This window comes from Aeromonas sp. S15(2024) (assembly GCF_041402265.1).
In the GTDB taxonomy this organism is placed as follows: Bacteria; Pseudomonadota; Gammaproteobacteria; order Enterobacterales; family Aeromonadaceae; genus Aeromonas; species Aeromonas dhakensis.
The window spans coordinates 610817-635623 of record NZ_JBGLQY010000003.1 but is presented as its reverse complement, the minus strand read 5'-3'; the positions used below and the strand labels follow the sequence as shown (position 1 = coordinate 635623).

Sequence of the window (24807 nt, the reverse complement as noted above, 5' to 3'; positions counted from 1 at the left end):
ATGCCAAAACTGATTATTCTGCCCCATCCCGAGCTCTGTCCGGACGGCGCGGCCCTCGAAGGCGCGACCGGTGAAACCATTCTGGACATCGCGCTGCGCAACGGCATCGAGATCGAGCACGCCTGCGAGAAGTCCTGCGCCTGCACCACCTGCCACTGTGTGGTGCGGGAAGGGTTTGACTCCCTCGAGCCGAGCGACGAGCTGGAAGACGACATGCTGGACAAGGCGTGGGGACTGGAGCCGGAATCCCGTCTCAGTTGCCAGGCCAGACTGGCGGACGAGGATCTGGTGGTGGAACTGCCCAAGTACACCCTGAATCTGGCGTCTGAGCGCCACTGATGACCTCTTAATTACACATGAGTGAATTGCGCGTGCAGCATCTCGTGGTGCAGTAATGATATGGTGAAGGCCGTGACCCTTGAGGGCGCGGCCTTTTTTGTGCCCGCGATCTCCCTATTCGTTGATGAAAGTGCCAATAAAAAGGAAGCAAGAGAACATGGCTGACATGATGAACGTACGGTTGTCTTCCCAGGCTGCCGCCGCCCACTGGGGCGAGGGTGCCCTGCTCAGTTTCAACGGCGACGAAGCCCATCTCCATCTGGGCAGCGGCGGCCAGGAGAAGGAGGCGCTGCGCGCCATCCAGCGCGCTGCCAGACGCCTCGAGTCGAGCGGCATCAAGCGCGTCAAGCTGGTGGGTGAGGGCTGGGATCGGGAGCGTCGCTACGCCTTCGCCCAGGGCTTTTATGCCGCCAAGGGCGTGCGCGAGCTCGACTTTGGTGAGCAGTCAGCGCAGGAGGCTCGTGAGCTGGAAGCCCTGCTCAAGGCTGCTCGCTGGGTGCGCGAGGTGACCAACGGCTGCCCGCAGGAGATCTATCCCATGAGCCTGGCGGAGTCCGCCCTGCTGCTCATTCGCAGCCTCGCCGGTGACAAGGTGACCGCCCGCATTACCGCCGGGGAGGCGCTGCAGGAGGCCGGTCACATCGGGATCTGGTCGGTAGGCCGTGGCAGCGAGCGCGAGCCGGTGCTGCTCGAGCTCGACTACAACCCGACCGGGGATGCCAACGCTCCCGTGCTGGCAGCGCTGGTGGGCAAGGGGATCACCTTCGATTCCGGTGGCTACTCCATGAAGTCCTCCGACAACATGCTGCCGATGAAATCCGACATGGGTGGTGCCGCCATGGTGACCGGCTCGCTGGCGCTGGCCATCAGCCGTGGCCTCGACAAACGGGTCAAGCTGATCCTCTGCTGCGCCGAGAACCTGGTCTCCGGCCACGCCTTCAAGCTCGGCGACATCCTCACCTATCGCAACGGCATCTCGGTCGAGATCCAGAACACCGACGCGGAAGGCCGTCTGGTGCTGGCCGATGGCCTGCTGGCCGCCAGCGAAAGCGGGGCAGCCTACATCCTCGACGCCGCTACCCTGACCGGCGCCGCCAAGACTGCGCTGGGTCGCGACTACAACGCCGTGTTTGCCCTCGATGAAGCCGAGCAGGCGCGCGCGCTGGCGGCCGCCAAAGCCGAAAACGAGCAGGCCTGGGCGCTGCCGCTGGAGCCCTGGCACGCGGGCCAGCTCACCTCTGCCTTTGCCGAGCTGGGCAACGTGGCATCCGCCGAAGGCACCGCCGGTGCCACCACGGCAGCCGCCTTCCTGTCGCGCTTCGTGCGTGACGAAGGCAAGGGCTGGGTACACCTGGACTTGGCCGCCTCCTATCAAAAATCGGGCAACGATCTGTGGGCGACCGGTGCCAAGGGCCACGGTCTGCGTACCATTGCCCGCTGGTTGCAGGAGGTGGGCGCATGAACGTCTGGTTGAGCCGAGAGTTTGCGCCGGCCGAGTGGGGGGAGGGGGCACTGCTCTCTCACCGCGCTGATGGCATGGTGATCCATCTGGTGACCGCCACCCCCTTGCTGGACATCCAGCAGGCGGCGCGGCGCCTGTGCAGCCAGGGGATCCAGCAGGTGGTGCTGGCCGGTCACTGGGAGCGCGAGCAGCAGTGGGCCTTTGCCCAGGGGCTGCAGACACCCAAGGCGGAGGTGGCGCTGCAGTGGGCCACCTCGTCCGAGGAGGACAGAGAGGAGCTGGAGGCTCGCTGGCTGTGCGGGCGCTGGGTGCGGGAGATGACCAATGCCACTCCCGAGCAGTTGGGGCCGCTGGAGCTGGCGGTCGAAGCTGCCGCCTTCCTCACCGAGCTGGCCCCCGACAAGATCAGCCATCGCATCCTCAAAGGGGAGGCGCTGCAACAGGCGGGCTGGGTCGGTCTCTACCAGGTCGGTCGTGGCAGCGAGCGCGAGCCCGTGATGCTGGAGCTGGACTTCAATCCAGGCCGGGATCCCAAGGCACCGGTGGCCGCGGCCCTGGTGGGCAAGGGGATCACCTTCGACTCCGGCGGCTACTCCATGAAGACCTCCCAGGGCATGCTCACCATGAAGCACGACATGGGCGGCGCCGCCATCGTCACCGGCGCGCTGGCGCTGGCCATCCTGCGCGGCCTCGACAAGCGGGTGAAGCTCATCCTCTGCTGCGCCGAGAACCTGGTCTCGGGTCACGCCTACAAGCTGGGTGACATCCTCACCTACAAGAACGGCACCACGGTGGAGATAGTCAACACCGATGCCGAGGGGCGCCTGGTGCTGGCCGACGGTCTGCAACTGGCCGGGGAGTCGGGCGCGCCGCTGGTCATCGACGCCGCCACCCTGACCGGCGCGGCTGTGATGGCGCTGGGCGGACGCTACAACGCGCTGTTTGGCCTCGACAAGGGGCTGGTGAGCCGCGCGATGGCCTATGCGGATGCGGAGCAAGAGCCTGCCTGGCCGCTGCCGCTGGAGCCCTGGCACAGCCAGCAGTGTCCGTCCCACTATGCCGACACCGCCAACAGCCGCCCCGTGCCGGGTGGTGGCCCGGGCGGCGCCTCCAATGCGGCCGGCTTCCTCTCCCGCTTCGTGGGCAATGAAGGGCGAGGCTGGTTGCACGTGGATCTCGCTGCCTGCTTCAGCGACAACGGCGACAATCTGTGGGCGCCCGGGGCCAATACCCTGGGGATGCGCACCATCGCCCACACCCTGCTGGCGGAGACCCGCTGAGAGGACCACATCAAGGGCACCTGAGGGTGCCCTTTCCCATGCTGCAGAAGATGGGCAATAGCCAATGTTTCAGGGGGTTAGCATGGTGATCGTGCGCAAGCGCACATTTTTTCCTGCCGGCCTGGGCCAAGATGAGTGGTGATGTTGTTTTAGGGATGGAATTGTTTAATAAAAAGTTGCTTTTCTGTGTGTTATTTCGGTTTTTGTTTACGTATAATCGCCGCCGAACATGGATTCTAACAATAAATCTCTGTAGTTAAGGAAAGATCTCAATGGCCATCGAACGTACCTTCTCCATCATCAAGCCGGACGCCGTCAGCAAGAACCTGATCGGTGCCATCTACAACCGTTTCGAGAGCGCTGGCCTGAAAGTCATCGCTGCCAAGATGCTGCACATGAGCAGCGAACAAGCCGCCGGTTTCTACGCCGAGCACCAGGGCAAGCCTTTCTATGACGGTCTGGTCAGCTTCATGACCTCCGGCCCCGTCATGATCCAGGTGCTGGAAGGCGAAGAAGCCATCCGTCGTCACCGTGAAATCATGGGCGCCACCAACCCGAAAGAAGCCCTGGCCGGCACCCTGCGCGCCTGCTACGCCGAGAGCATCGATCGCAACGCCGTGCACGGTTCCGATGCGCCGGCCTCTGCCGCTCGTGAAATCGCCTACTTCTTCTCTGACGCCGAGATCTGCCCGCGCGGTTGATTTTCGTCAGCAGAATCTCAAGGGAGCCTCGGCTCCCTTTTGTTTTTTGGTCATTCGGTCAATATCCCCTTATTCTCCAGGTGGAAAGCCGGACCCATAATTTGTACAATGCCGCCCCCTGACGTAGGTCAGCCGATAATTTATGAAGTGTGTGAGCTGAGGCCCTTGATGAGCGAAACAAAAACCAACCTGCTGGATCTCGATCGGGATGCCATGCGTGCCTTCTTCGTCGAACTGGGCGAGAAGCCGTTCCGGGCAGATCAGGTAATGAAGTGGATTTATCACTTTGGTTGTGATGATTTCGATCAGATGAACAACGTCAACAAGGTGCTGCGCGAGCGTCTCAAGGAGATCGCCGAGATCCGGGCGCCGGAAGTGAGCCGCGAACAGCGCTCCTCCGACGGCACCATCAAGTGGGCGCTGCAGGTTGGCGGCCAGGAGGTGGAGACCGTCTACATCCCCGAGGACGATCGGGCGACCCTGTGTGTCTCTTCCCAGGTGGGCTGCGCCCTGGAGTGCAAGTTCTGCTCCACCGCCCAGCAGGGCTTCAACCGCAACCTGAAAGTCTCCGAGATCATCGGTCAGGTGTGGCGTGCCGCCAAGATCGTCGGCGGCAAGCGTCCCATCACCAACGTGGTGATGATGGGCATGGGCGAGCCGCTGCTCAACCTCGCCAACGTGGTACCGGCCATGCGCCTGATGATGGATGACTACGGCTACGGCATCTCCAAGCGCCGGGTCACCATCTCCACCTCCGGCGTGGTGCCGGCACTGGACATGCTGGGCGACCAGATCGACGTGGCGCTGGCCATCTCCCTGCACGCCCCCAACGACAAGCTTCGCTCCGAGATCATGCCGATCAACGACAAGTACAACATCGAAGCCTTCCTGGCCGGTGTGCGTCGCTACCTCGGCAAGTCCAACGCCAACGGCGGCCGGGTCACGGTGGAGTATGTGCTGCTCGATCACATCAATGACGACATGCAACATGCCCACGAGCTGGCCAAGGTGCTCAAGGACACCCCGAGCAAGATCAACCTGATCCCGTTCAACCCCTTCCCGGGCAACCCCTACGGCAAGCCGAGCAACAGCCGCATCGACCGTTTCTCCAAGGTGCTGATGGAGTACGGCTTCACCGTCATCGTCCGCAAGACCCGTGGTGACGACATCGATGCCGCCTGCGGCCAGCTGGTGGGGGAGGTGATCGATCGCACCAAGCGCACCATGAAAAATCGGATGCAACAGGATGGGATTTCCGTCAAAATGGTTTAACTTGCTAAGCCATTGTATAGTCAGGGAATGGATACACGTACATTGATCGTAGTGGCAGCGCTCTGTGCGCTGCCAGGCTGTGTTACCGAGACCACTTACGCTGGCCAGAATTCCACCCAGCGTGAGGTAGGTCCCGACCTCAAGGCGGCAGCCCAGACCCGTCTGGATTTGGGCATCCAGTATCTGCAGCAGGGCAACGCCGAGCAGGCCAAGTTCAACCTTGATCGCGCCCTCCAGTACGACGCCGCCAATCCTCAGGTTTACATCGGTTTTGCCTACTTCTACCAGCAGGTGCAAGATTACAAGGCGGCCGAAGCCAGTTATCAGAAAGCCCTTGCCGTGGATCCGTCCAATGCTGACGCGATGAACAACTATGGCGCCTTCCTTTGCAATCGCGGTCGTTTCGACGAGGCGGAGAAAGCCTTCCTGCAGGCCGTCAGCCAGCCGAACTACATCAAGATCGCCGATACCTATGAAAACGCGGCACTTTGCGCCGCGCAAAATCGCAGAAATGATAAAGCAAGCGAGTACTATCGCTTGGCCTTGGGGTATAATCCCCGCAATCCAAGGTTATTGCTGGACATGGCGGAGCTTTCCATGAAAGATGGCAAGCTGCCTGATGTGCAGGCCTATCTCGCCCGTTTTGCCGATGTATCGGACGAGAACGAGAACAGTCTCTGGTTGAGATTGCGGCTGGCGCAGGCCATGGACAAACCGGCACTACTTCACCAATTCGGGACTGAGCTGGTAAGGCAATATCCCACTTCGCAACAAGCCAAGCGTTACTTAGCCAATGACTACTGAACAGCCACACGATTTCCAAGACGACTCCCAGGCAGTTGGCCCAGGCCAGCTGCTGCGCAACGCCCGTGAACAGCTCGGCTGGACGCGAGAACAGGTTGCGTCCCGCATTCACCTTCGTCTGACCCTGATTGCCGCGATCGAATCGGATACGTATGACAAACATACCTCCCATACCTTCATCCGCGGCTATCTGCGTACCTATGCCAAGCTGGTCGGTATTCCGGAAGAGACCATCCTCGCCGCTTATGACAAGCTGGGCCTGACGCCGCCCGACAACATCGACATGCAGAGCTTCTCCCGCCGCTCCCGTCAGCAGGCCAACGACAGCCGCCTCAAGGTTGTCACCTGGCTGGTGATCCTGGTGCTGATCGCCCTCTCCGTCGTCTGGTGGTGGCAGAGCACGGCGCGTCGCTCCGCCGGTGACGAGGCCCTGGCCGCGACCGAAATGGGCGCAGCCCGCAACACCAATACTCCGAGCGCCACTCCGGCCGTTGATGTTGCCGAGCCGGTACTGGCTCCTGCCGCTTCCGCCGCCGCAGACGCTGCCGTAACCCCCGTGGTGAGCGATGCCGCTGCGACCACTCTGCCGGCGGATGCCAGCAGCGCCGTGGCGACCACCACTGCCGAGACCTCTGCCGCTGCCGCCACGCAACCGGCTGACGACACCGCCGCGAGCGAGCCTGCCAAGGTGCCCCAGCTCAAGATGAGCTTCACCGCCGACTGCTGGCTGGACGTCAAGGATGCCAATGGCAAGACCCTGTTCAGCGGCCTCAAGAAGGCCAATGACGAACTGGTACTGGAAGGACCCGAGCCGCTCAAATTCATCATTGGTGCGCCCATGGCCATCAATATCGAATACAAGGGCAAGTCCATCGACATGAGCCGTTACAACAACGGCCGGACTGCTCGCCTCTCACTGCCGCAGGAGTAATCTGTCCGCCATGTCCGCTCACGAATCTCCCATCATTCGTCGTAAATCCAGGCAGATCATGGTCGGCAACGTACCGGTCGGGGGCGATGCCCCCATCACGGTACAGACCATGACCAACACCAAGACCACGGACGTGGCCGCCACCGTCGAGCAGATCCAGCGGATCGAGCGGGTTGGCGCCGACATCGTCCGGGTCTCTGTCCCCACCATGGAGGCGGCGGAAGCGTTCAAGCTCATCAAGCAGCAGACCCGCATCCCCATCGTGGCCGACATCCACTTCGACTACCGCATCGCCCTCAAAGTGGCCGAATACGGCGCCGATTGCCTGCGCATCAACCCGGGCAACATCGGCAACGAGGAGCGGGTGCGCGCCGTGGTGGACTGTGCCCGCCACTACAACATCCCGATCCGCATCGGCGTCAACGGCGGCTCGCTGGAGCGGGACATCCAGGAAAAATATGGCGAGCCCACCCCCGAGGCGCTGCTCGAGTCGGCCATGCGTCACGTGGATTACCTGGATCGTCTGAACTTCGACAACTTCAAGGTGAGCGTCAAGGCTTCCGACGTCTTCCTGGCGGTCGGCGCCTATCGCCTGCTGGCCAAGCAGATCGAGCAGCCACTGCATCTGGGCATCACAGAAGCGGGCGGTTTTCGCGCCGGCGCGGTGAAGTCTGCCATCGGTCTTGGCATGCTGCTGAGCGAAGGCATCGGCGACACCCTGCGCATCTCGCTGGCGGCCGATCCGGTGGAAGAGATCAAGGTGGGCTTCGACATCCTCAAGTCCCTGCGCATCCGTTCCCGCGGCATCAACTTCATCGCCTGTCCCTCCTGCTCCCGCCAGGAGTTCGACGTCATCGGCACCGTCAATGCGCTGGAAGAGCGGCTCGAAGACATCATCACCCCGATGGATGTCTCCATCATCGGCTGCGTGGTGAACGGTCCGGGGGAGGCGCTGGTCTCCGATCTGGGCCTTGCCGGCGCGGCCAACAAGAGTGCCTTCTATGAAGGGGGTCAGCGGGTCGACCGGCTCGACAACAAGGATCTCATTCCGACCCTAGAGCGCCGCATTCGCGCCCGGGCCGCCATGCTGGATCCGGCCAACCAGATCCAGGTGGACGAGGGTTGAGCAACCAAGGGCCACTCAGGGTGGCCCTGTCTTTAGGTTGCTGATTTTACATCCCGCATTGGAACACCCTGATTTTACCTCGGGGTCGAAAATCCCTATAATGCGGCCAAATTTTACCTCTTTTTCTCGAGTATCAACGTGGCAAAACAGATCCAAGCTATTCGCGGTATGAATGATTGCCTGCCGGAGCAGAGCCCGGTATGGCAGAAAGTAGAACAGATCCTGCGCCAGGTCGTGGCCAGCTATGGCTACAGCGAAGTGCGCATGCCGATTGTCGAGCAGACCCATCTGTTCAAGCGCGCCATCGGTGAAGTGACCGACGTGGTCGAAAAAGAGATGTACACCTTTGAAGACCGCAACGGCGACAGCCTGAGCCTGCGTCCGGAAGGGACCGCCAGCTGCGTGCGTGCCGGTATCGAGCACGGTCTGCTTTACAACCAGGAACGCCGGATGTGGTACATGGGCCCCATGTTCCGTCACGAGCGCCCCCAGAAGGGCCGTTATCGCCAGTTCCACCAGTTCGGGGTCGAGTTGTTTGGCATCAACGGGCCGGACATCGATGCCGAGCTCATCATGCTGACCCACCGTCTGTGGCGTCTGTTCGGCATCAGCGAACACGTGACCCTGCAGCTCAATACCCTCGGTCAGAGTGCCGAGCGTGCCGCCTATCGCGATGCGCTGGTCGCCTACCTGGAGCAGTACAAGAGCGAGCTGGACGAAGAGAGCCAGCGTCGCATGTACAGCAACCCGTTGCGGGTGCTCGACTCCAAGGACGAGAAGGTACAAGCCATCCTGGTGGGCGCGCCGCGTCTGTTCGATCACCTGGGCGAAGAGAGCCTGGCCCACTTCGAGGGGCTCAAGCGCCTGCTCGAGTCTGCCGGCATCAAGTACGAGGTAAACGAGCGTCTGGTGCGCGGCCTTGACTACTACAACCTCACCGTGTTCGAGTGGGTCACCAACAGCCTGGGTGCCCAGGGCACCGTCTGTGCCGGTGGCCGCTACGACGGTCTGGTGGAGCAGCTGGGCGGTCAGCCGACCCCGGCGGTGGGCTTTGCCATGGGCATGGAGCGTCTGGTGCTGATGCTGGAAACCCTCGAACTCAATGCCGACATCCGCCCGGCGGTGGATGTCTATCTCTGCATGGTGGGTGAGGGCACTGAACAGGCCGGTTTCCAGCTGGCCGAGCGGCTGCGTGATGCCCTGCCTGATTTGCGCCTGATGAGCCACTGCGGCGGCGGCAACTTCAAGAAACAACTCAAGCGTGCCGACAAGAGCGGCGCGGCCATTGCCCTGATCCTTGGCGAGACCGAGGTACAAAACGGGGAGATCACCATCAAATATCTGCGTGGCCAGGCCGAGCAACAGACCGTCACGGTCGACGCCGCCATTGCCCTGCTGGCAGCGAAAGGAGAGTAAGCTGTGGAAGTTTATACCACCGAAGAACAACAGGTTGAGGTCATCAAGAACTGGTGGAAAGAGAACGGAACCTCGGTGATCGCAGGAACTGTTATCGGTCTGGTTGGACTCTTTGGCTGGCGCTACTACAACGAGCATCAGCAGACCACCCAGGAAGCCGCCTCCCAGGCTTACAACGAGATGAGCGCCCAGCTGGCCAAGGGTGACGCGGCCGGCTTCGAGCAGGCACAAAGCTTCATCAGCGCCCACAAGGGCGACTCCTACGCCGAGCTGGCGGCGCTGCAACTGGCGGCGGCCGCGGTCAAGGCGGACAAGCTGGATCTGGCGGCCGAGCAGCTGACCCAGGTTGCCACCAGCGGTGACGAGAGCATTCGTCCCATCGCTGCTTTGCGTCTGGCCCGGGTGCTGAACGATCAGGGCAAGGCCGATGAAGCGCTGGCCCAGCTTGGCAAGATCAACAACGACGCCTTCAAGGCCCAGGTGGCCGAAGTGCGCGGCGACATCCTGCAAAAGCAGGGCAAGAGCGAAGAGGCTCGCGATGCCTATCAGGCGGCGGCCGATGCCGGCGGTCTGCAGAGCAGCGCCGAGCTCAAGCTGAAGATGGACGATCTGGCGTTGCCAGCGGTGACCACGGGTGAGGCTCCGGATGCGTAATCTGTTCAAGATGGTGGCGTTGGGGGCTGCGGTCTCCTTCGCCCTGCAGGGTTGCTCCCTGTTCAGTTCGGAAGAGGATCTCAACCCCATGGCTCCGCTGCCCAAGGTCGAGTCCGCGTTCACCGCCGATACTGCCTGGTCCTCCTCGGTGGGTGACGGCATCGGTGACTTCTACTCCCAGCTCAAGCCGGTGGTGGAAGAGGAGCGCATCTATGCGGCGGCCCGCGACGGTGATGTCACCGCCTTTGACCGCGAAAGCGGCAAGGAGCTGTGGAGCGTCGATCTGGCGGATCTGCCAATCAACGCCGACAAGCGCAGCGCCCGCCTCTCCGGTGGCCTGGTCTCCCGCTACGGCAAGCTGTTCCTGGGCTCCGAGAACGGGGTGGTCTACGCCCTGAACGAAGAGAACGGGGAAGTGCTGTGGCAGACCACGGTACCGGGTGAAGTGGTGGCGAGCCCCGCCGTCGAGGATGGCCGGGTGGTGGTACTGACCACTTCGGGTCGCCTGGTGGCGCTCGATACCGACGAGGGCAAGCTGCAGTGGACCCTGGCGGAAGAGCAGCCGCCGCTGACCCTGCGCAGCGCCGGAGCCCCCATCATCACCAACGGCGCCGTGCTGTACGGCCGCGCCGATGGCAAGGTGGGCATCGCCCTGCTGAGCAACGGCCAGCCGGTGCGCCAGTCCAAGGTGGCCGACCCGCGCGGCGCCACCGAGCTCGACCGCATGGTGGACGTGGATGCCACGCCGCTCATCGCCGGCGATGAGCTCTATGCCATCGCGTATAATGGCCAGTTGATGGCGCGCAAGCTGATGAGCGGCGACGAAGTGTGGAAGCGCAAGTATTCCGGCTACCGCGACATGGCGGTGACCGGCAATGCCATCGTGCTGACCGACAGCCGCAGCCATCTGTTTGCGGTCGACCGTCGCAACGGTCTCGAGCTGTGGTCCAACACCCAGCTGGAAAACCGCACCGTGACCGCCCCCGTCATCATGGGTGACTATGTGGTGGTCGGCGATGTGGAAGGTTACCTGTATTGGCTGGATCGGACCGACGGGTCCATCAAGGCCATGCAGCAGCTCGACAGCAGTGGTCTGTACGCCGCCCCTCTGGTGGACGGTGACACCCTGTATGTGCAGAGCCGTGGCGGCAAGCTGTACGCTGTCAAGCGTCCCTGATCGCCCGATAATGTGAATATCCGGCTCCTGGTCTTCGGACCCGGAGCCTTTGTCGTCTTGAGAATGAGGCTTTTATGACTCCTGTAGTAGCCCTGGTGGGCCGCCCCAATGTGGGGAAATCCACCCTGTTTAACCGCCTGACCCGTACCCGGGACGCCCTGGTGGCCGACTTCCCCGGTCTGACCCGGGACCGCAAATATGGCCAGGCGAAGCTGGGCGAGCTGGAATTTATCGTGGTGGATACCGGTGGTATCGACGGCACCGAAGAGGGGATCGAGCTGAAGATGGCCGAGCAGTCCCTGCTGGCCATCGAAGAGGCCGATGTGGTGCTGTTCATGGTGGATGCCCGCGCCGGTCTGACCGCGGCGGATCAGGCCATCGCCGAGCACCTGCGCAAGACCCACAAGAAGGTGTTTCTGGTGGCCAACAAGACCGACGGCATCGACGGCGACTCCGCAGTCTCCGAGTTCTACGGTCTGGCCCTAGGCGAGGTCTACCAGATGGCGGCCGCCCACGGTCGCGGCGTATTGAGCCTGCTGGAGCTGGCGCTGGCCCCCCATCTGGAGACCCTGGTCGAAGCCGCTGGCGAAGAAGCCGAGCTGGATGAAGAAGAGGAAGACTTCGACGAAGAGGCCCTGCTGCGCATGGTGGCCGCAGGTGAACTGGACACCAAGGAGGACACCAAGGAGACCCCGTTCGCCGACCTGCCCATCAAGTTCGCCATCGTCGGTCGTCCCAACGTCGGCAAGTCGACCCTGACCAACCGCATGCTGGGTGAAGATCGGGTCATCGTCTATGACATGCCGGGCACCACCCGCGACTCCGTCTACATCCCGATGGAGCGCGACGAGCAGAAGTACGTCATCATCGACACCGCTGGCGTGCGTCGTCGCGGCAAGGTGCACGAGACGGTGGAGAAGTTCTCCGTCATCAAGACCCTCAAGGCGATTGAAGATGCCAACGTCTGCCTGCTGGTGATCGACGCCCAGGAGACCATCACCGATCAGGATCTCAGCATCCTCGGTTTCGTGCTCAACACCGGCCGCTCCGTGGTGCTGGTGGTGAACAAGTGGGATGGTCTGGATCAGAAGGTGAAAGAGGACGTCAAGAACGAGCTCGATCGCCGTCTGGGCTTCATCGACTTCGCCCGCGTGCACTTCATCTCCGCCCTGCACGGCAGCGGCGTCGGCCACCTGTTCGAATCCATCCAGGAGGCCTACCAGTCCGCCACCCGCCGTACCAGCACCGCCATGCTGACCCGCATCATGCAGATGGCCCAGGAAGACCACCAGCCGCCCATGGTGAACGGTCGCCGGGTCAAGCTGAAGTACGCCCACGCCGGTGGCTACAACCCGCCGCGCATCGTGATCCACGGCAACCAGCTCAACGACCTGCCGGACTCCTACAAGCGCTACCTCATCAACTACTTCCGCAAGTCGTTGAAGATCATGGGGACGCCGGTTCGGGTCGAGTTCCAGGAGTCGGTCAACCCGTTCGAGGGCAAGAAGAACACCCTGACCCTGAGCCAGGAGCGCCAGCGCAAGCGCCTGCTCAAGGCCAAAGCCAAGAAATAAGGCCCAGCGGCTGCCCTCACCGGCAGCCGTTTTTCTAGTGGTCTCGAAGGGGAGGGGAATGTGCAGTGGGGTCGCCCAGTGCACATTCACTTTGCAAGGAGCCAACCATGAGTCAACTTGTCTGCCCTGCCTGCCAGGGCGAGCTGGACAGCCGCAGCCGTGAGACCACCTGTGGTCAGTGCCAGGCCCGTTACCAGATCCGGGCGCTCTGCCCGACCTGCCGGCAGGAGCTGGAGCGGCTCAAGGCCTGCGGCGCGGTGGATTACTTCTGCAACCACTGCAACAGCCTGGTGTCGAAGCGGGCAGTGCTCTTCGAGGTGAGCCCGCTGACGGAAAATTGAGGCAATAAAAAACCCGGCTAATGCCGGGTTTATGCTGTGTGCTCTGCTATCAGCAAGGTGAAGGAGCGGTTTCGCCGCCATATCTTGCGTTTGATCTCGTTGAGCTTGAGCTTGCGTCTGGGGCTCCAGCCGCACCTTGTCTTCTTGACCAGTGTCGTTCTTCTGCGAGCTAGCATCTTGGTCTCCTCCCATGGGGTGGCCATCCCGGCCTTGGGTGATGATGGGAGCCTATCTGAACGTGCTGTCATCCGAGTGCAAGTGGATGAAATAGCGCGATAAAAACAGATTCGGATAGGCTCCGGTGTGGTCGGATGGTAACAGAGAAACCACCCGAAAAACAAACCTGTCAACAGGGATCAGCGCAGGGTGATCTGCTTGACCACTTCGGCAATGACGGTGGGACGTTCGGCGCTGGCCGGCTCGCTGCTGTCATCCTCATCCAGCTCTTCGCGGCGATGGGCCTTCTGCTGCTCGTTGTCGAGCCAAAGCAGGCTCTGGTAGTACTGGCGCACGTTGTTGACGTAGTTGCGCGCCTCGCCGCCGCGGGCATAGCCGTAGCGCACCTTGCGATGCCAGCGCGACTGCTGCAGCAGCGGCAGCACCTCTTTCACGTCGCTCCAGGCGTCCGGATTCTTGCCGAGCTCCTTGGTCAGGCGGCGGGCATCCATCATGTGGCCGTAGCCGATGTTGTAGGCGGTGAGGGCAAACCACACCTTCTCGTCATCGGGCACCGAGGCGGGCACCTTTGCCATCATCTGCTCGAGATAACGGGCGCCCCCCTTGATGCTCTCCTCCGGGTGCAGCCGGTTGTTGACCCCCATCGCCTTGGCGGTGGGTTCGGTCAGCATCATCATGCCGCGCACCCCTGTGTAGGAGCGCGCCTCCGGATCCCAGTGGGACTCCTGATAGCTGATGGCGGCCAGCAGGCGCCAGTCCACCAGCTTGGCGTGGGTCTTGAACAGATCCTGGTACTTGGGCAGCAGGCTCTTGGCCCGCTGCAGGAAGGTGCGGGTGTCGACGAAGTCGAAATTCTGCACGTGGCCGAAGTACTTCTCGTCGAGCTTGGCGATGGCGCCATCCATGAAGCGTTGGCCGAAGAAGTCGATGATGCTGGCGTAGAGGCTGTCGTCCGGCAGCTTGGTCATGGCCCAGGCCACGGTCTGGTTCTTGGCGAGCGTCATCCCCTCGGTGAGTTCGGGGTAGTAGCGCTGGGTACGGGCCAGCACGGTATCCTGCACCACCGTGTAGTCAATCTTGCCGTCGGCCACCTGCTTGAGCAGCTCCTCCACGTCGGCATCCCGGTTGGTGCTCCACTTGAGGTTGGGGTGCTGCTTGGCCAGCTCCTTGAGCAGATCCTCCCCGGTGGAGCCGGCAGGCACCACTATGTTGCCCTTGAGATCGCCGATGTCCCTGGGCTTGGGGGAGCCGTTGCGATAAACCAGCTTGGGCGAGACCTGGTAGAAGCCGGGGCCGAAGCGAAACAGCTGGCGCCGCTCCGGGGTGATGACGATGGCGGCCGCGGCCAGATCGAGCTTGCCCTTCTTGAGCAGATCCACCAGCTCGGCGGTGGAGTAGACAGGCACTATGGTCAGCTTGACCCCCAGCCAGTCGGCATAGCTTCTCGCCAGCTCGTAATCGAACCCCTGGGCGGTGTCGTCACGCTGGTAATAAGAGGTGGGGCCGTAGATGGTGCCAACCCGGATCTCGCCCCGCTGGCGGATCTGCTCCAGCTGGCTGGAGGGGGTGTAGAAGTCGCAACCGACCAGGGTCAGCAGCAACATCAGCCCGATAAACAGTCGAAAAATGCAGCGCAAGTAGGTGAGTACCCTTGTTGAAAAAATCGGCATTTGTCAAAAAAGAGGCACCTTTATACCAGAGAGTGTGGACCGAGTCACACTTGGCAAAACAAGAAAAACGTTTGTCCGCCGTCGGCCTGATCCCTATAATACGCGCGTCTCAATTCCCCCCCACTTCAACACTTGGTGAGAAAGGTCATATGGATATCTTGCGTGGTGCCCCCGCACTGTCTGAGTTTCGTGTCCAAAAACTGCTGCAACGCTTCGCGCAGATGAAACAGGAGAGAGGAGTAGAGATAGAGGATGTCTATGCCGAATATGTGCACTTCGCCGAGCTCTCGAGCCCGCTGTCGCCCCCGGAGCGAGCGACCTTGGGCCAGCTCCTGCGCTACGGCCCGACCATCCCCGAACACACCCCCAGCGGTCAGCTGTTTCTCGTTACCCCCCGCCCCGGCACTATCTCCCCCTGGTCTTCCAAAGCAACCGACATCGCCCACAACTGCGGCCTGACCCAGGTCAAGCGGCTCGAGCGCGGCATTGCCTATTACGTGCAGGCCAAGGGTGAGCTGAGCGCTGCCCAGCGCGCCGACGTGGCCGCCGTGCTGCACGACCGCATGATGGAGACGGTGTTTGGCGAGATGAACGAGGCCGCCGCCCTGTTTGCCCATCAGGAGCCGCGCCCCTTCACCCAGGTGGACGTGCTGGCCGGTGGCCGCGCCGCCCTGGCCGAGGCCAACGTGGCACTGGGTCTGGCGCTGGCCGACGACGAAATCGACTATCTGGTGGAGAACTTCACCCGGCTGGGTCGCAATCCCAACGACATCGAGCTCTACATGTTTGCCCAGGCAAACTCCGAGCACTGCCGCCACAAGATCTTCAACGCCGACTGGACCATAGACGGTGAGCAGCAGCCCAAGTCGCTGTTCAAGATGATCAAGAACACTTTCGAGCAGACGCCGGATCATGTCCTGTCTGCCTATAAAGACAACGCCGCCGTGATGGAAGGGAGCCAGGGTGGCCGCTTCTTCCCGAGCCCCGCCAACGGCGAATACCAGTACCACCAAGAGCAGGTCGACATCCTGATGAAGGTGGAGACCCACAACCACCCGACCGCCATCTCCCCCTTCCCGGGCGCCGCTACCGGCTCCGGCGGCGAAATCCGCGACGAGGGTGCGACAGGCCGTGGCGCCAAGCCCAAGGCCGGCCTGGTGGGCTTCTCCGTCTCCAACCTGCGCATCCCCGGTTTCGAACAGCCTTGGGAGCAGGATTTCGGCAAGCCGAGCCGCATCGTCAGCGCCTTTGACATCATGCAGGAGGGGCCGCTTGGCGGCGCCGCCTTCAACAACGAGTTCGGCCGTCCGGCCATTCTCGGTTACTTCCGTACCTTCGAAGAGGAGGTGCCGAGCCACAACGGCGTCGAGGTGCGTGGCTACCACAAACCCATCATGCTGGCGGGCGGCATCGGCAACATCCGCAGCGAGCACGTCCAGAAAGGGGAGATCCCGGTAGGGGCGGCCCTCATCGTGCTGGGTGGCCCGGCCATGAACATCGGTCTGGGCGGCGGCGCTGCATCCTCCATGGCCTCCGGTCAGTCGGCGGAAGATCTCGACTTTGCCTCGGTGCAGCGTGACAACCCCGAGATGGAGCGCCGCTGCCAGGAGGTGATCGATCGCTGCTGGCAGCTGGGGGACGACAACCCTATCGTCTTCATTCACGACGTGGGCGCCGGTGGCCTCTCCAACGCCATGCCTGAGCTGGTGAGCGATGGCGATCGCGGCGGTCGCTTCGACCTGCGCGCCATTCCGAACGACGAGCCGGGCATGAGCCCGCTGGAGATCTGGTGCAACGAATCCCAGGAGCGCTACGTGCTGGCGGTGGCCAAAGAGAAGCTGCCGCTGTTCAAGGCGCTGTGCGAGCGTGAGCGTGCACCTTATGCCGTCATCGGCAGCGCCACCGAAGAGAAGCATCTCACTCTCTCCGACCAGCACTTTGACAACCACCCCATCGATCTGCCGCTGGACGTGCTGCTGGGCAAGACCCCCAAGATGCACCGCGATGTAGCGAGTCTGCCGGCCCAGGGCAAGGCTCTGCAACTGGATGGCATCACCCTCGGTGACGCCGCCGAGCGGGTATTGCGTTTGCCGACTGTGGCGGAAAAATCCTTCCTCATCACCATCGGCGATCGCACCGTGACGGGCCTCGTTAACCGCGACCAGATGGTCGGCCCCTGGCAGATCCCGGTGGCCGATTGCGCCGTCACCGCCGCCACCTACGACAGCTACCACGGCGAAGCCATGTCCATGGGCGAGCGTACCCCGGTGGCGCTGCTCTCTCATGCGGCTTCCGCCCGTATGGCGGTGGCCGAGGCCCTGACCAACCTGGCGCCGGCCCATATCGGATCGCTGAAGCGGGTCAAGCTCTCCGCCAACTGGATGGCCGCTGCCGGTCACCCGGGGGAAGATGCCGGTCTCTACGAGGCGGTCAAGGCGGTGGGCGAGGAGCTCTGCCCGGCCCTTGGCATCACCATTCCGGTGGGCAAGGACTCCATGTCCATGAAGACCCGCTGGCAGCAGGATGGCAAGGAGCAAAGCGTCACCTCGCCGCTCTCCCTGCTCATCTCCGCCTTTGCCCGGGTGGAGGACGTGCGCAACACCGTGACTCCGCAACTGCGCAGCGATCTTGGTGAAACCGACCTTATCCTCATCGACCTTGGCAACGGCAAGCAGCGCCTCGGCGCCTCCGCCCTGGCTCAGGTCTATCGCCAGCTGGGTGACAAGGCGCCGGACCTGGACAACCCGGTCCAGCTCAAGGGCTTCTTCAACGCCATTCAGGCACTGGTGGCCGATCGCAAGCTGATCGCCTATCACGACCGCTCCGACGGCGGCCTCTTCGTCACCCTGGTGGAGATGGCCTTCGCCGGTCACTGTGGCCTCGACCTGCAACTGGATCGCATCGGCGGCGACCTGCTGCCGGCCCTGTTCAACGAAGAGCTGGGCGCCGTCATCCAGGTGCGTCGTGAAGACAAGGAAGCGGTGATGACCCTGCTGGCCGGTCACGGTCTGGCGGCCTGCTCCCACGTGCTCGGCACGGTGCGCGAGGGGGATCTCATCACCCTGCAGCGGGCTGGTCAGGAGGTCTATCGCGCCAGCCGTACTGCCCTGCGTACCATCTGGGGCGAGACCAGCTGGCAGATGCAGCGCCTGCGCGACAACCCCGAGTGCGCGGATCAGGAGCATGCCGCCCGTCAGGACGCCACAGATCCTGGCCTGCAGGCCAAGCTCAGCTACAACCCGGCCGAAGACGTGGCTGCACCCTACATTGCCCGCGGGGTTTCCCCCCGTCTGGCGGTGCTGCGCGAGCAGGGAGTCAACTCCCACGTGGAGATGGCGGCGGCGTTTGACCGTGCCGGCTTCACCGCCGTCGACGTACATATGAGCGACATCCTCGAAGGCCGTATCAAGCTGGAGCAGTTCCAGACTCTGGTGGCCTGTGGCGGCTTCTCCTACGGCGATGTGCTGGGGGCGGGCGAAGGCTGGGCCAAGTCCATCCTGTTCAACGAGGGGGCCCGCGAGCAGTTCCAGCGCTTCTTCGAGCGCGGCGATACCCTCTCTCTGGGGGTGTGCAACGGCTGCCAGATGATGTCCAACCTGCGCGAGCTGATCCCGGGGGCTGATCTGTGGCCGCGCTTCGTGCGCAACCGCTCCGAGCGCTTCGAGGCCCGCTTCAGCCTGGTGGAAGTACAGGACTCCCCGTCCGCCTTCTTCGCCGGCATGGCGGGCTCCGTGATGCCGATTGCCGTCTCCCACGGGGAAGGGCGAGTGGAGGTGCGCGATGCCGCCCACCTGGCGTCGTTGCAAGCCAGCGGTCTGGTGGGGCTGCGTTTCGTGGATAACCGTGGTCAGGTGACCGAGCAGTATCCTGCCAACCCGAACGGCTCGCCGGACGGCATCACCGCCGTGACCACCACGGATGGCCGCGCCACCATCATGATGCCGCACCCGGAGCGGGTGTTCCGCACCGTCGCCAACTCCTGGCACCCGGACAACTGGGGCGAGGATGGCGCCTGGATGCGGATGTTCCGCAATGCCCGGGTTCGTCTGGGCTAAGCCTGCGACGCAAACAAAAACCGGCCCCTGTGGCCGGTTTTTTTATGGCGACGTTCCAGCTAGGGGCGGCCGTGACCCAGTTCGTGGGGGATGAAGTCACCGCGATCGAGAATGCGCAGGCAGGCATCCACGACGGCTTCATCCAGCCGGGTGCCGCGCAGCTGGATGATATGGGCCCTGGCCTGGGGAATGCCGAGGGCGGCGCGGTAGGGGCGATCGGAGGACATGGACTCCACTATGTCGGCCACCGTGAGGATGCGGGCCTCCAGCAGGATCTGCTCGCCCTTGAGCCCGGCCGGGTAGCCGGAGCCGTCGATGTACTCGTGGTGCTGGTGGATCATCTGGGCGATGGGCCAGGGCAGGGCGATGTCCTTGAGCACCTGATAACCGGCGCCCGGGTGCTCCTTGACCAGGTTGAACTCCTGGGGCGTGAGCCGCCCCGGCTTGGTGAGGATGTCGACCGGCACCTGGATCTTGCCGATGTCGTGCACCATGGCCCCCAGATAGAGTCCCCGCAACCGCTTCTCATCGAGCTGCAGCTCGCGACCTATGGCCAGCGCCAGGGTGGCGACGTGCTTCTGGTGGCCGGCGGTATAGGGATCGCGCTGCTCCAGCACGGCGGCAATGGCACCGAGGGCATCTTCCAGCGCCAGCTCCAGCTGACGGGCATGCAGCATCTTGTCGCGCTGGGCGGTGAGGTAGGCCTGCTGGGTGCTGCGGGCCTGCAGGCCATAGGCAAGGTAGTCCGCCAGCTGGCTGAAGAGGTGCACCTCCTCGTCGGTGAAGGGGCGGGCCTGCTCGCTGTGAATGAGCAGGCCGCCGTGCCCGCCGGTGTGCCACTGCAGCGGCAGCAGCAGGCGGGCGCGCAGGGTGGCCGAATGATGTACCAGCTCGCAGGGGAGCGCCTCGTTGCACGGCATCTCTGTGCTGATGGCCTGGTGCAGGGCGGGATCCCGGGTCAGCCACTCGTCGCTGGCAAACCAGGTTGCGTTGCCCGCCTGCGCCAGCACCTGCAGGGTGTGCTGGTCAGGTTTTTCCTGCAGCACGGTCACGAGGGGGAAACGGCCATCGAAGGTGATGGCGTCGCAGATCTCCTGCAGCAGCGTCTGCTCGTCGTCCGGCCTGAGCATGGCGTGATGGGCGCGGCCGATAGCCTCCAGGGTCCAGGTGTACTGTTGCAGCCGCTCCTGCTGCTGCTTCTTCTCGGTGATGTCATCGAAGAAGACCCCGACGCCGACCACCTGACCCAGCTCGTCGTGCAGGGGAAACTTGGTGGTGCTGAGCCAGCGGGCCTCGCCTCCCTTGAGATAAGGCTCCTCGTGGCGCTGGGTGGTGCCGCTGGCCATGACCCTGAGATCGTCGTCCCGATAGCGCTGGGCCAGCTCGGCCGGGAAGAAGTCGGCATCGCACTTGCCGACCAGTTCGGCCGGGTTGAGAGCGAGATCGTCTGCCAGCAGCCGGTTGCAGGCGATGAAGAGGGAGCGGGTATCTTTGAGCAGCACCCGGTAGGGCAGTTGATCCATCACCTGACCAAGCAGGGCGGCCGTGGACAGCGGGGTAAAGGGCGGTGCGGGTTTTGAACTCATCGTCATCCAGCCTCGGTCAAAGGGGGGCGAAGCGGTAGCCCGCCTGCCAGACGGCGAAGCAGGCGCTGACCACCTGTTCGTCGTAGTGGACACCGGCATAGCGGGTCAGCTCGGCGAAGGCATCGGTGAAGGAGAGGGCCCGCCGAAACGGACGGTGGGCGGTCATGGCCGCCAAGGAGTCGGCCACCCGGATGATGCGCGCCTCCAGGCAGATAGCATCCCCCTGCAATCCCTGCGGATAGCCACTGCCGTCCATGTTCTCATGGTGCTGCTGCACTATGGTGGCGATGGGCCAGGGGAAGTCTATCTGCTGCAAAATTTCACAGCCCGCCTGCGGGTGCAGCTTGATGAGCTCGAACTCCACCTCCCGCAATTCGCGGGGGCGGGTGAGGATCTCCGCCGGGATCTGCAGCAGGCCGATGTTGTGCACCATGGCGGCGAGGCCCAGTCCATCCAGCCGCTCTTGCGCGAGTTGCAGATGCTGGCCGATGGCCAGCGCCAGATCGTGCACGCGCCGTTCGTGGCCCGCGGTGCTGGGATCCTTGTGGGCGATGGCGGAGGAGAGCGCCGCTATGGTCTGGAACAGCAGGGTGCGCTGCTGCTGCTCACTCTCCTTGATGTGGGTGATGTCGACCAGCGCACCTATGATGCCGGCCACCTCGCCCTGATGGTCGTAGAAGAGATCCTTGAAGTTGAGCACCTGATAGCGGCGGCCCTCCCGGTCAAACAGGGTGTGCTCGAAATATTGCGGCTGCCTGCTGCGCAGCACTTCCTGGTCGCGCTGGGTGTATTCGTCGGCCATCTCGGGGGGGAGGAGCTCGTCCACCCGCTTGCCCTGCAGCTCGACCTTGCTGATGCCGGTGATCTGGGTGAAGGTCGGGTTGCAGCTGATGAAACGCCCCTCGACATCCTTGTAAAACACCGGAATGGGAATTGCCTTGAGCAGGGATTCGTTGAAGCGCTGCATGTCGACCAGCTCCGCCTGCTGGCGCAGCGCCAGCTGCTCGCTGTCCCGGCACAGCTGGATGGCGCGGGCCAGGTTGCCGAGGATGGGGCTGAACAGGTGACAGAGCCGCTCCCCCTGCTGCTCCGCATTGGGGGAGAGCAGCAGCATCAGGTAACCCCCCTCGATCCGCAGCCGGTAGGCAAAGGGGTAGGGGCGTGCAGCGGGCAGCGGCAGCGGGGCGCGCAGGATGCACTGCTCGCCGGCGCCGACCCAGTGGGGCAGCGCGAGCGGCTCCCCCTGATGGCTGACCAGCTGCTCATCCCCGATCGCCTTGATGATCTTGTACTCCCCCTGTGGCAACTGCTGCAGCACCAGCCCGACCGGGCAGGCACAGTGAAACAGAAAACGCTGCAGCACCTTGGTCAACAGGGTGTCCAGAGTGACCTCGCGACCGATGCAGAGAGCAAGATCGCAGACGATGGCCATGGCGTGGTCGTTGTTCATCGTCGTCCCTCCCCGTTGCAGAGAATGGCGCCGTTGTGAAACAGCGGATACTCCCCCGGCCGCAGGCTGCCAATCTCGCCAAGGGAGAGGGCGCCCACCAGCTCGTGGGCACCGCTGTGGCTGAAGAGGGTTTTCAGCTCCAGCGTGCTCTGCTCGCCGAAGTGCTGCTGACGGCCGGCGCAGTAGTAGATCTCGAGGCGCTCGGGGGCGCCGTGCCGGCTCAGCTTTTCGGCCAGCTCGATGGCGTGGGCGGTCGGGCTCTGCGGCGCCTTGAGCAGGGTGAGGATGCTGTGATCCGGCACCTCCCCGACGCAGAGCAGGGCCCCCTCGTCGGTGACGGCGACCGGGATGCGCACGATGACGTCGCTGTTGGCCCGCAGCAGCCCGAGCGGCAGGTGGACGCCGTACTGGTAGAACTGATCCGGCGTCAGGCGCTGCTGGAACTGTTGCTGGACCAGGGACTGGTAGCGACTGAAGGCCGGCTCCCAGTCGATGAAGGCAATCTTGTTGCCCTCGCTGCTGGTGGCCAGCATGGGCTGGGCGGTGAGCTGATAGCCGTGCTCGAGCAGCGGGTAGCTGTGGTGGGGCAGCAGGGTGCAGCAGACTGCCTGCGCCAGCAATCTGTGGTTGTCGAACAGGCAGGGCATGGGGCGGAACTGGCCACTGCCGGCATTGACGCCGGCATAATTGACCCTGTCCGCGAGGTGCAGATAGATCCCCTCGAGGAGGGAGGCGATGTTGGGGATCATGGCATCAAAGGTCAGAAAGAGGGTCGGTACGCCCGCGGCCTCTGGCCACTGCGCAAGCTGGGGGAGCAGCGCATCGCAAAGGGTGCTGACTTGCAGGTCTGTGCAGGCGGCGGGATCGAGCGGGATGAGCAGGGGGGCGTGTGAGGCCGGGCGCGGCAGCAGCCAGGCACCGTGCTCATGAAAGCCGTGGCGGCTGATGAGGCGGGGAAAGAGTGCGCCGCTGAGCTGAATATCGAGCCGCCGGCACTGCTGCTGCAGCTCGGCCACGTGCCCGGCATCCTGCTCGGCCAGCAAGAGATCGAGCCGCTCCCCGCGATAGGGCTGCAGTGCATCGGCCAGTGGTTGCGCATCGAATGAAAGAAAAGCGGGCTGCATCATCCCTCGGAACTCCTTTCCTGCCAATGGCCAATATATCAGCAAGGCGGGCGAAGTGGATACCCGGTCGTGTCCGACAAGAGCTTATAAGCCGTTATAAAGGCAGATAAATTTGAGATGGCTGGTCAGGCATTCAGCTTTGGGCAGATAAAAAACCGGCCACCTGGGCCGGTTTTTTGGGGGAGTGAAATCAGCGCAGCACCACGTTCTGGAAGCCCTGTACCAGGCTGATGACCGGCTGGGGATAGAGACCCAGTGCCACCACCAGTGCGGCGGAGAGCAGCACCACCAGACCACCGGAGGTGATGGCCCAGTCCCCCTTGGCGTCGCGCAGCTGCATGCCGGGCTCGCGCAGGTAGAGGGTGACCATGACCCGCAGGTAGTAATAGAGACCCAGGGCACTGCCGAGCACGATGGCGCCGGAGAGCCACCACAGCTTGGCATCGACGGTCACCCCGATCAGGTAGAACTTGCCGATGAAGCCGAGCGTCATGGGGATACCGGCCAGCGAGAGCATCATCACGGTCAGCACGGCGGTCAGGTAGGGACGACGCCAGAACAGGCCGCGGTAGCTGTGCAGGGAGTCCGCATCCTTGCCGCGATAGGGGCTGGACATCATGCTGATGACGCCGAAGGCCCCCAGGCTGGTGAACAGATACATCAGCAGATAGACGCCGGCCGCTTCCACCGGCATCTGGCCGAGACGGCTCGCCACGATCACCGCCAGCAGGTAGCCGAAGTGGGAGATGGAGGAGTAACCCATCATCCGCTTGATGTTGGTCTGCAGCAGGGCCAGCAGGTTGCCGATGACGATGGAGACCACCGCCATGGCGGCCAGCAGCCAGTGGATCATGGGATCCGCGGCGGCGGGTACCGCCAGGTAGAAGCGCAGCAGCACGCAGAACACCGCGATCTTGCTGACGGTGGCGAGGAAGGTGGCCACCGGGGCCGGCGCCCCTTCGTACACGTCCGGGGTCCAGAGGTGGAACGGTGCCAGGGAGAGCTTGAAGGCAAAGCCGACCAGCATCAGACCCAGACCGCCCATCAGCAGCGGGTGGTGGGCCGGGGTGGTGGCCAGGGTCAGCCCCAGATCGCTGAAGCTCAGGCTGCCGGCCTGGGCATAGAGCAGCGCCATGCCGAACAGCAGGAAGGCGGTGGCGGCGGCGGAGAGCACCATGTACTTGATGCTGGCCTCCAGCGAGTGGCGCTCGCGATAGGCGTAGCCCACCAGACCGAACATCGGCAGGGTCAGCATCTCGATCCCGATGAACAGGGAGGCGAGGTGACGTGAGCCGGCCAGCACCAGGCCACCGGCGGTGGCGATCAGCAGCAGCAGGTAGAACTCTTCCCGGTTGTCCGGATAGCCCTTGAGCCAGGAGCGACCGAAGGTACAGGTGGCCAGGGCGCCGATGAGCACCAGGCCCATGTAGAAGACGGCGTAGCCATCGATCTGCAGCAGCGGGGTGACCCCCTGATCGCCTTGCGCCATCACGATGGGCAGGGAGAAGAGCGCGAGGTTGAGGCCGGCGATGGTGACCACGAAGGCGGTGTCATCGCACCGTTTCCAGGCGATGGCCAGCATCAGGGCCACCATGGCCCCGGTTGTCAGCAACAGGGGCAGCAGGGCCAGCAGTTGCGAAGCGGTGAAGGTCATTGCAGTGCTCCTGT

20 protein-coding genes are annotated in these 24807 nt (G+C 63.3%); 15 read left to right on the top strand and 5 right to left on the bottom strand.

Translation table 11 applies throughout. The features are described 5' to 3' along the window. The 14 genes from fdx (at position 1) to ACB033_RS10075 (ending at position 13356) form a co-directional block, all read left to right on the top strand. Positions 1-339, top strand: coding sequence for an ISC system 2Fe-2S type ferredoxin (gene fdx, locus ACB033_RS10140; protein ID WP_005299781.1), 339 nt, complete (start codon positions 1-3; stop codon positions 337-339). Positions 340-496: 157 nt separating this feature from the next. Next, the gene (gene pepB / locus ACB033_RS10135) at positions 497-1801 is read left to right on the top strand and encodes an aminopeptidase PepB (RefSeq protein WP_371140502.1); all 1305 of its coding nucleotides are present in this window, start codon (positions 497-499) and stop codon (positions 1799-1801) included. Next, positions 1798-3081 carry an aminopeptidase PepB gene (gene pepB, locus ACB033_RS10130; RefSeq protein ID WP_010634294.1) on the top strand — a complete coding sequence of 428 codons (1284 nt, stop codon included), beginning with the start codon at positions 1798-1800 and terminating at the stop codon, positions 3079-3081. Before pepB (ACB033_RS10135) ends, pepB (ACB033_RS10130) begins: the two co-directional genes overlap by 4 nt. 272 nt (positions 3082-3353) lie before the next feature. Continuing rightward, complete coding sequence (gene ndk, locus ACB033_RS10125; RefSeq protein WP_005299787.1) at positions 3354-3782, top strand: nucleoside-diphosphate kinase; 429 nt, start codon at positions 3354-3356, stop codon at positions 3780-3782. 168 nt (positions 3783-3950) lie between these two features. Next, positions 3951-5054, top strand: coding sequence for a bifunctional tRNA (adenosine(37)-C2)-methyltransferase TrmG/ribosomal RNA large subunit methyltransferase RlmN (locus ACB033_RS10120; protein WP_005299790.1), 1104 nt, complete (start codon positions 3951-3953; stop codon positions 5052-5054). A gap of 12 nt (positions 5055-5066) precedes the next feature. Beyond that, the gene (gene tapF, locus ACB033_RS10115) at positions 5067-5858 is read left to right on the top strand and encodes a PilW family type IVa pilus biogenesis/stability lipoprotein TapF (protein ID WP_017765910.1); all 792 of its coding nucleotides are present in this window, start codon (positions 5067-5069) and stop codon (positions 5856-5858) included. Continuing rightward, positions 5848-6789: a cytoskeleton protein RodZ gene (gene rodZ / locus ACB033_RS10110; RefSeq protein WP_043170955.1), complete on the top strand. Its 942-nt coding sequence runs from the start codon at positions 5848-5850 to the stop codon at positions 6787-6789. The genes tapF and rodZ overlap by 11 nt, the downstream gene beginning before the upstream one ends. A gap of 10 nt (positions 6790-6799) precedes the next feature. Next, positions 6800-7915, top strand: coding sequence for a flavodoxin-dependent (E)-4-hydroxy-3-methylbut-2-enyl-diphosphate synthase (gene ispG, locus ACB033_RS10105; protein ID WP_010634291.1), 1116 nt, complete (start codon positions 6800-6802; stop codon positions 7913-7915). Between the two features lie 138 nt (positions 7916-8053). Then, positions 8054-9331, top strand: coding sequence for a histidine--tRNA ligase (hisS, locus tag ACB033_RS10100; protein ID WP_017765907.1), 1278 nt, complete (start codon positions 8054-8056; stop codon positions 9329-9331). 3 nt (positions 9332-9334) lie between these two features. Then, positions 9335-9985: a tetratricopeptide repeat protein gene (locus tag ACB033_RS10095; protein ID WP_010634289.1), complete on the top strand. Its 651-nt coding sequence runs from the start codon at positions 9335-9337 to the stop codon at positions 9983-9985. Further along, entirely contained in the window at positions 9978-11162 is a 1185-nt protein-coding gene (gene bamB / locus ACB033_RS10090) for an outer membrane protein assembly factor BamB (protein WP_010634288.1), read from the top strand. The genes ACB033_RS10095 and bamB overlap by 8 nt, the downstream gene beginning before the upstream one ends. Positions 11163-11236: 74 nt before the next feature. Further along, a complete protein-coding gene (der, locus tag ACB033_RS10085; protein ID WP_005299803.1) occupies positions 11237-12736 on the top strand; it encodes a ribosome biogenesis GTPase Der in 1500 nt (499 codons plus the stop codon). Positions 12737-12843: 107 nt separating this feature from the next. After that, positions 12844-13077, top strand: a complete 234-nt coding sequence (locus ACB033_RS10080) for a zinc ribbon domain-containing protein (protein WP_010634287.1) — start codon at positions 12844-12846, stop codon at positions 13075-13077. A gap of 90 nt (positions 13078-13167) precedes the next feature. After that, a complete protein-coding gene (locus ACB033_RS10075; protein WP_371140509.1) occupies positions 13168-13356 on the top strand; it encodes a hypothetical protein in 189 nt (62 codons plus the stop codon). 77 nt (positions 13357-13433) lie between these two features. Here the strand turns inward: ACB033_RS10075 and mltF are convergent, their stop codons facing one another. Further along, positions 13434-14924 carry a membrane-bound lytic murein transglycosylase MltF gene (gene mltF / locus ACB033_RS10070; protein ID WP_319909879.1) on the bottom strand — a complete coding sequence of 497 codons (1491 nt, stop codon included), beginning with the start codon at positions 14922-14924 and terminating at the stop codon, positions 13434-13436. Between the two features lie 149 nt (positions 14925-15073). Between mltF and purL the strand changes: the two genes are divergently transcribed. After that, the gene (purL, locus tag ACB033_RS10065; RefSeq protein WP_371140501.1) at positions 15074-18979 is read left to right on the top strand and encodes a phosphoribosylformylglycinamidine synthase; all 3906 of its coding nucleotides are present in this window, start codon (positions 15074-15076) and stop codon (positions 18977-18979) included. 59 nt (positions 18980-19038) lie between these two features. Here the strand turns inward: purL and ACB033_RS10060 are convergent, their stop codons facing one another. The 4 genes from ACB033_RS10060 to nuoN all read right to left on the bottom strand — a co-directional run bounded on the left by ACB033_RS10060 (position 19039) and on the right by nuoN (position 24793). Further along, the gene (locus ACB033_RS10060; protein WP_252600832.1) at positions 19039-20565 is read right to left on the bottom strand and encodes an HD domain-containing phosphohydrolase; all 1527 of its coding nucleotides are present in this window, start codon (positions 20563-20565) and stop codon (positions 19039-19041) included. Positions 20566-20581: 16 nt separating this feature from the next. Next, positions 20582-22015: an HD domain-containing phosphohydrolase gene (locus ACB033_RS10055; RefSeq protein WP_371140500.1), complete on the bottom strand. Its 1434-nt coding sequence runs from the start codon at positions 22013-22015 to the stop codon at positions 20582-20584. Continuing rightward, positions 22012-23142: an FIST signal transduction protein gene (locus tag ACB033_RS10050; protein ID WP_371140499.1), complete on the bottom strand. Its 1131-nt coding sequence runs from the start codon at positions 23140-23142 to the stop codon at positions 22012-22014. Before ACB033_RS10050 ends, ACB033_RS10055 begins: the two co-directional genes overlap by 4 nt. A 187-nt stretch (positions 23143-23329) precedes the next feature. Beyond that, complete coding sequence (gene nuoN, locus ACB033_RS10045; RefSeq protein ID WP_010634280.1) at positions 23330-24793, bottom strand: NADH-quinone oxidoreductase subunit NuoN; 1464 nt, start codon at positions 24791-24793, stop codon at positions 23330-23332. Positions 24794-24807 lie beyond the last annotated feature (14 nt).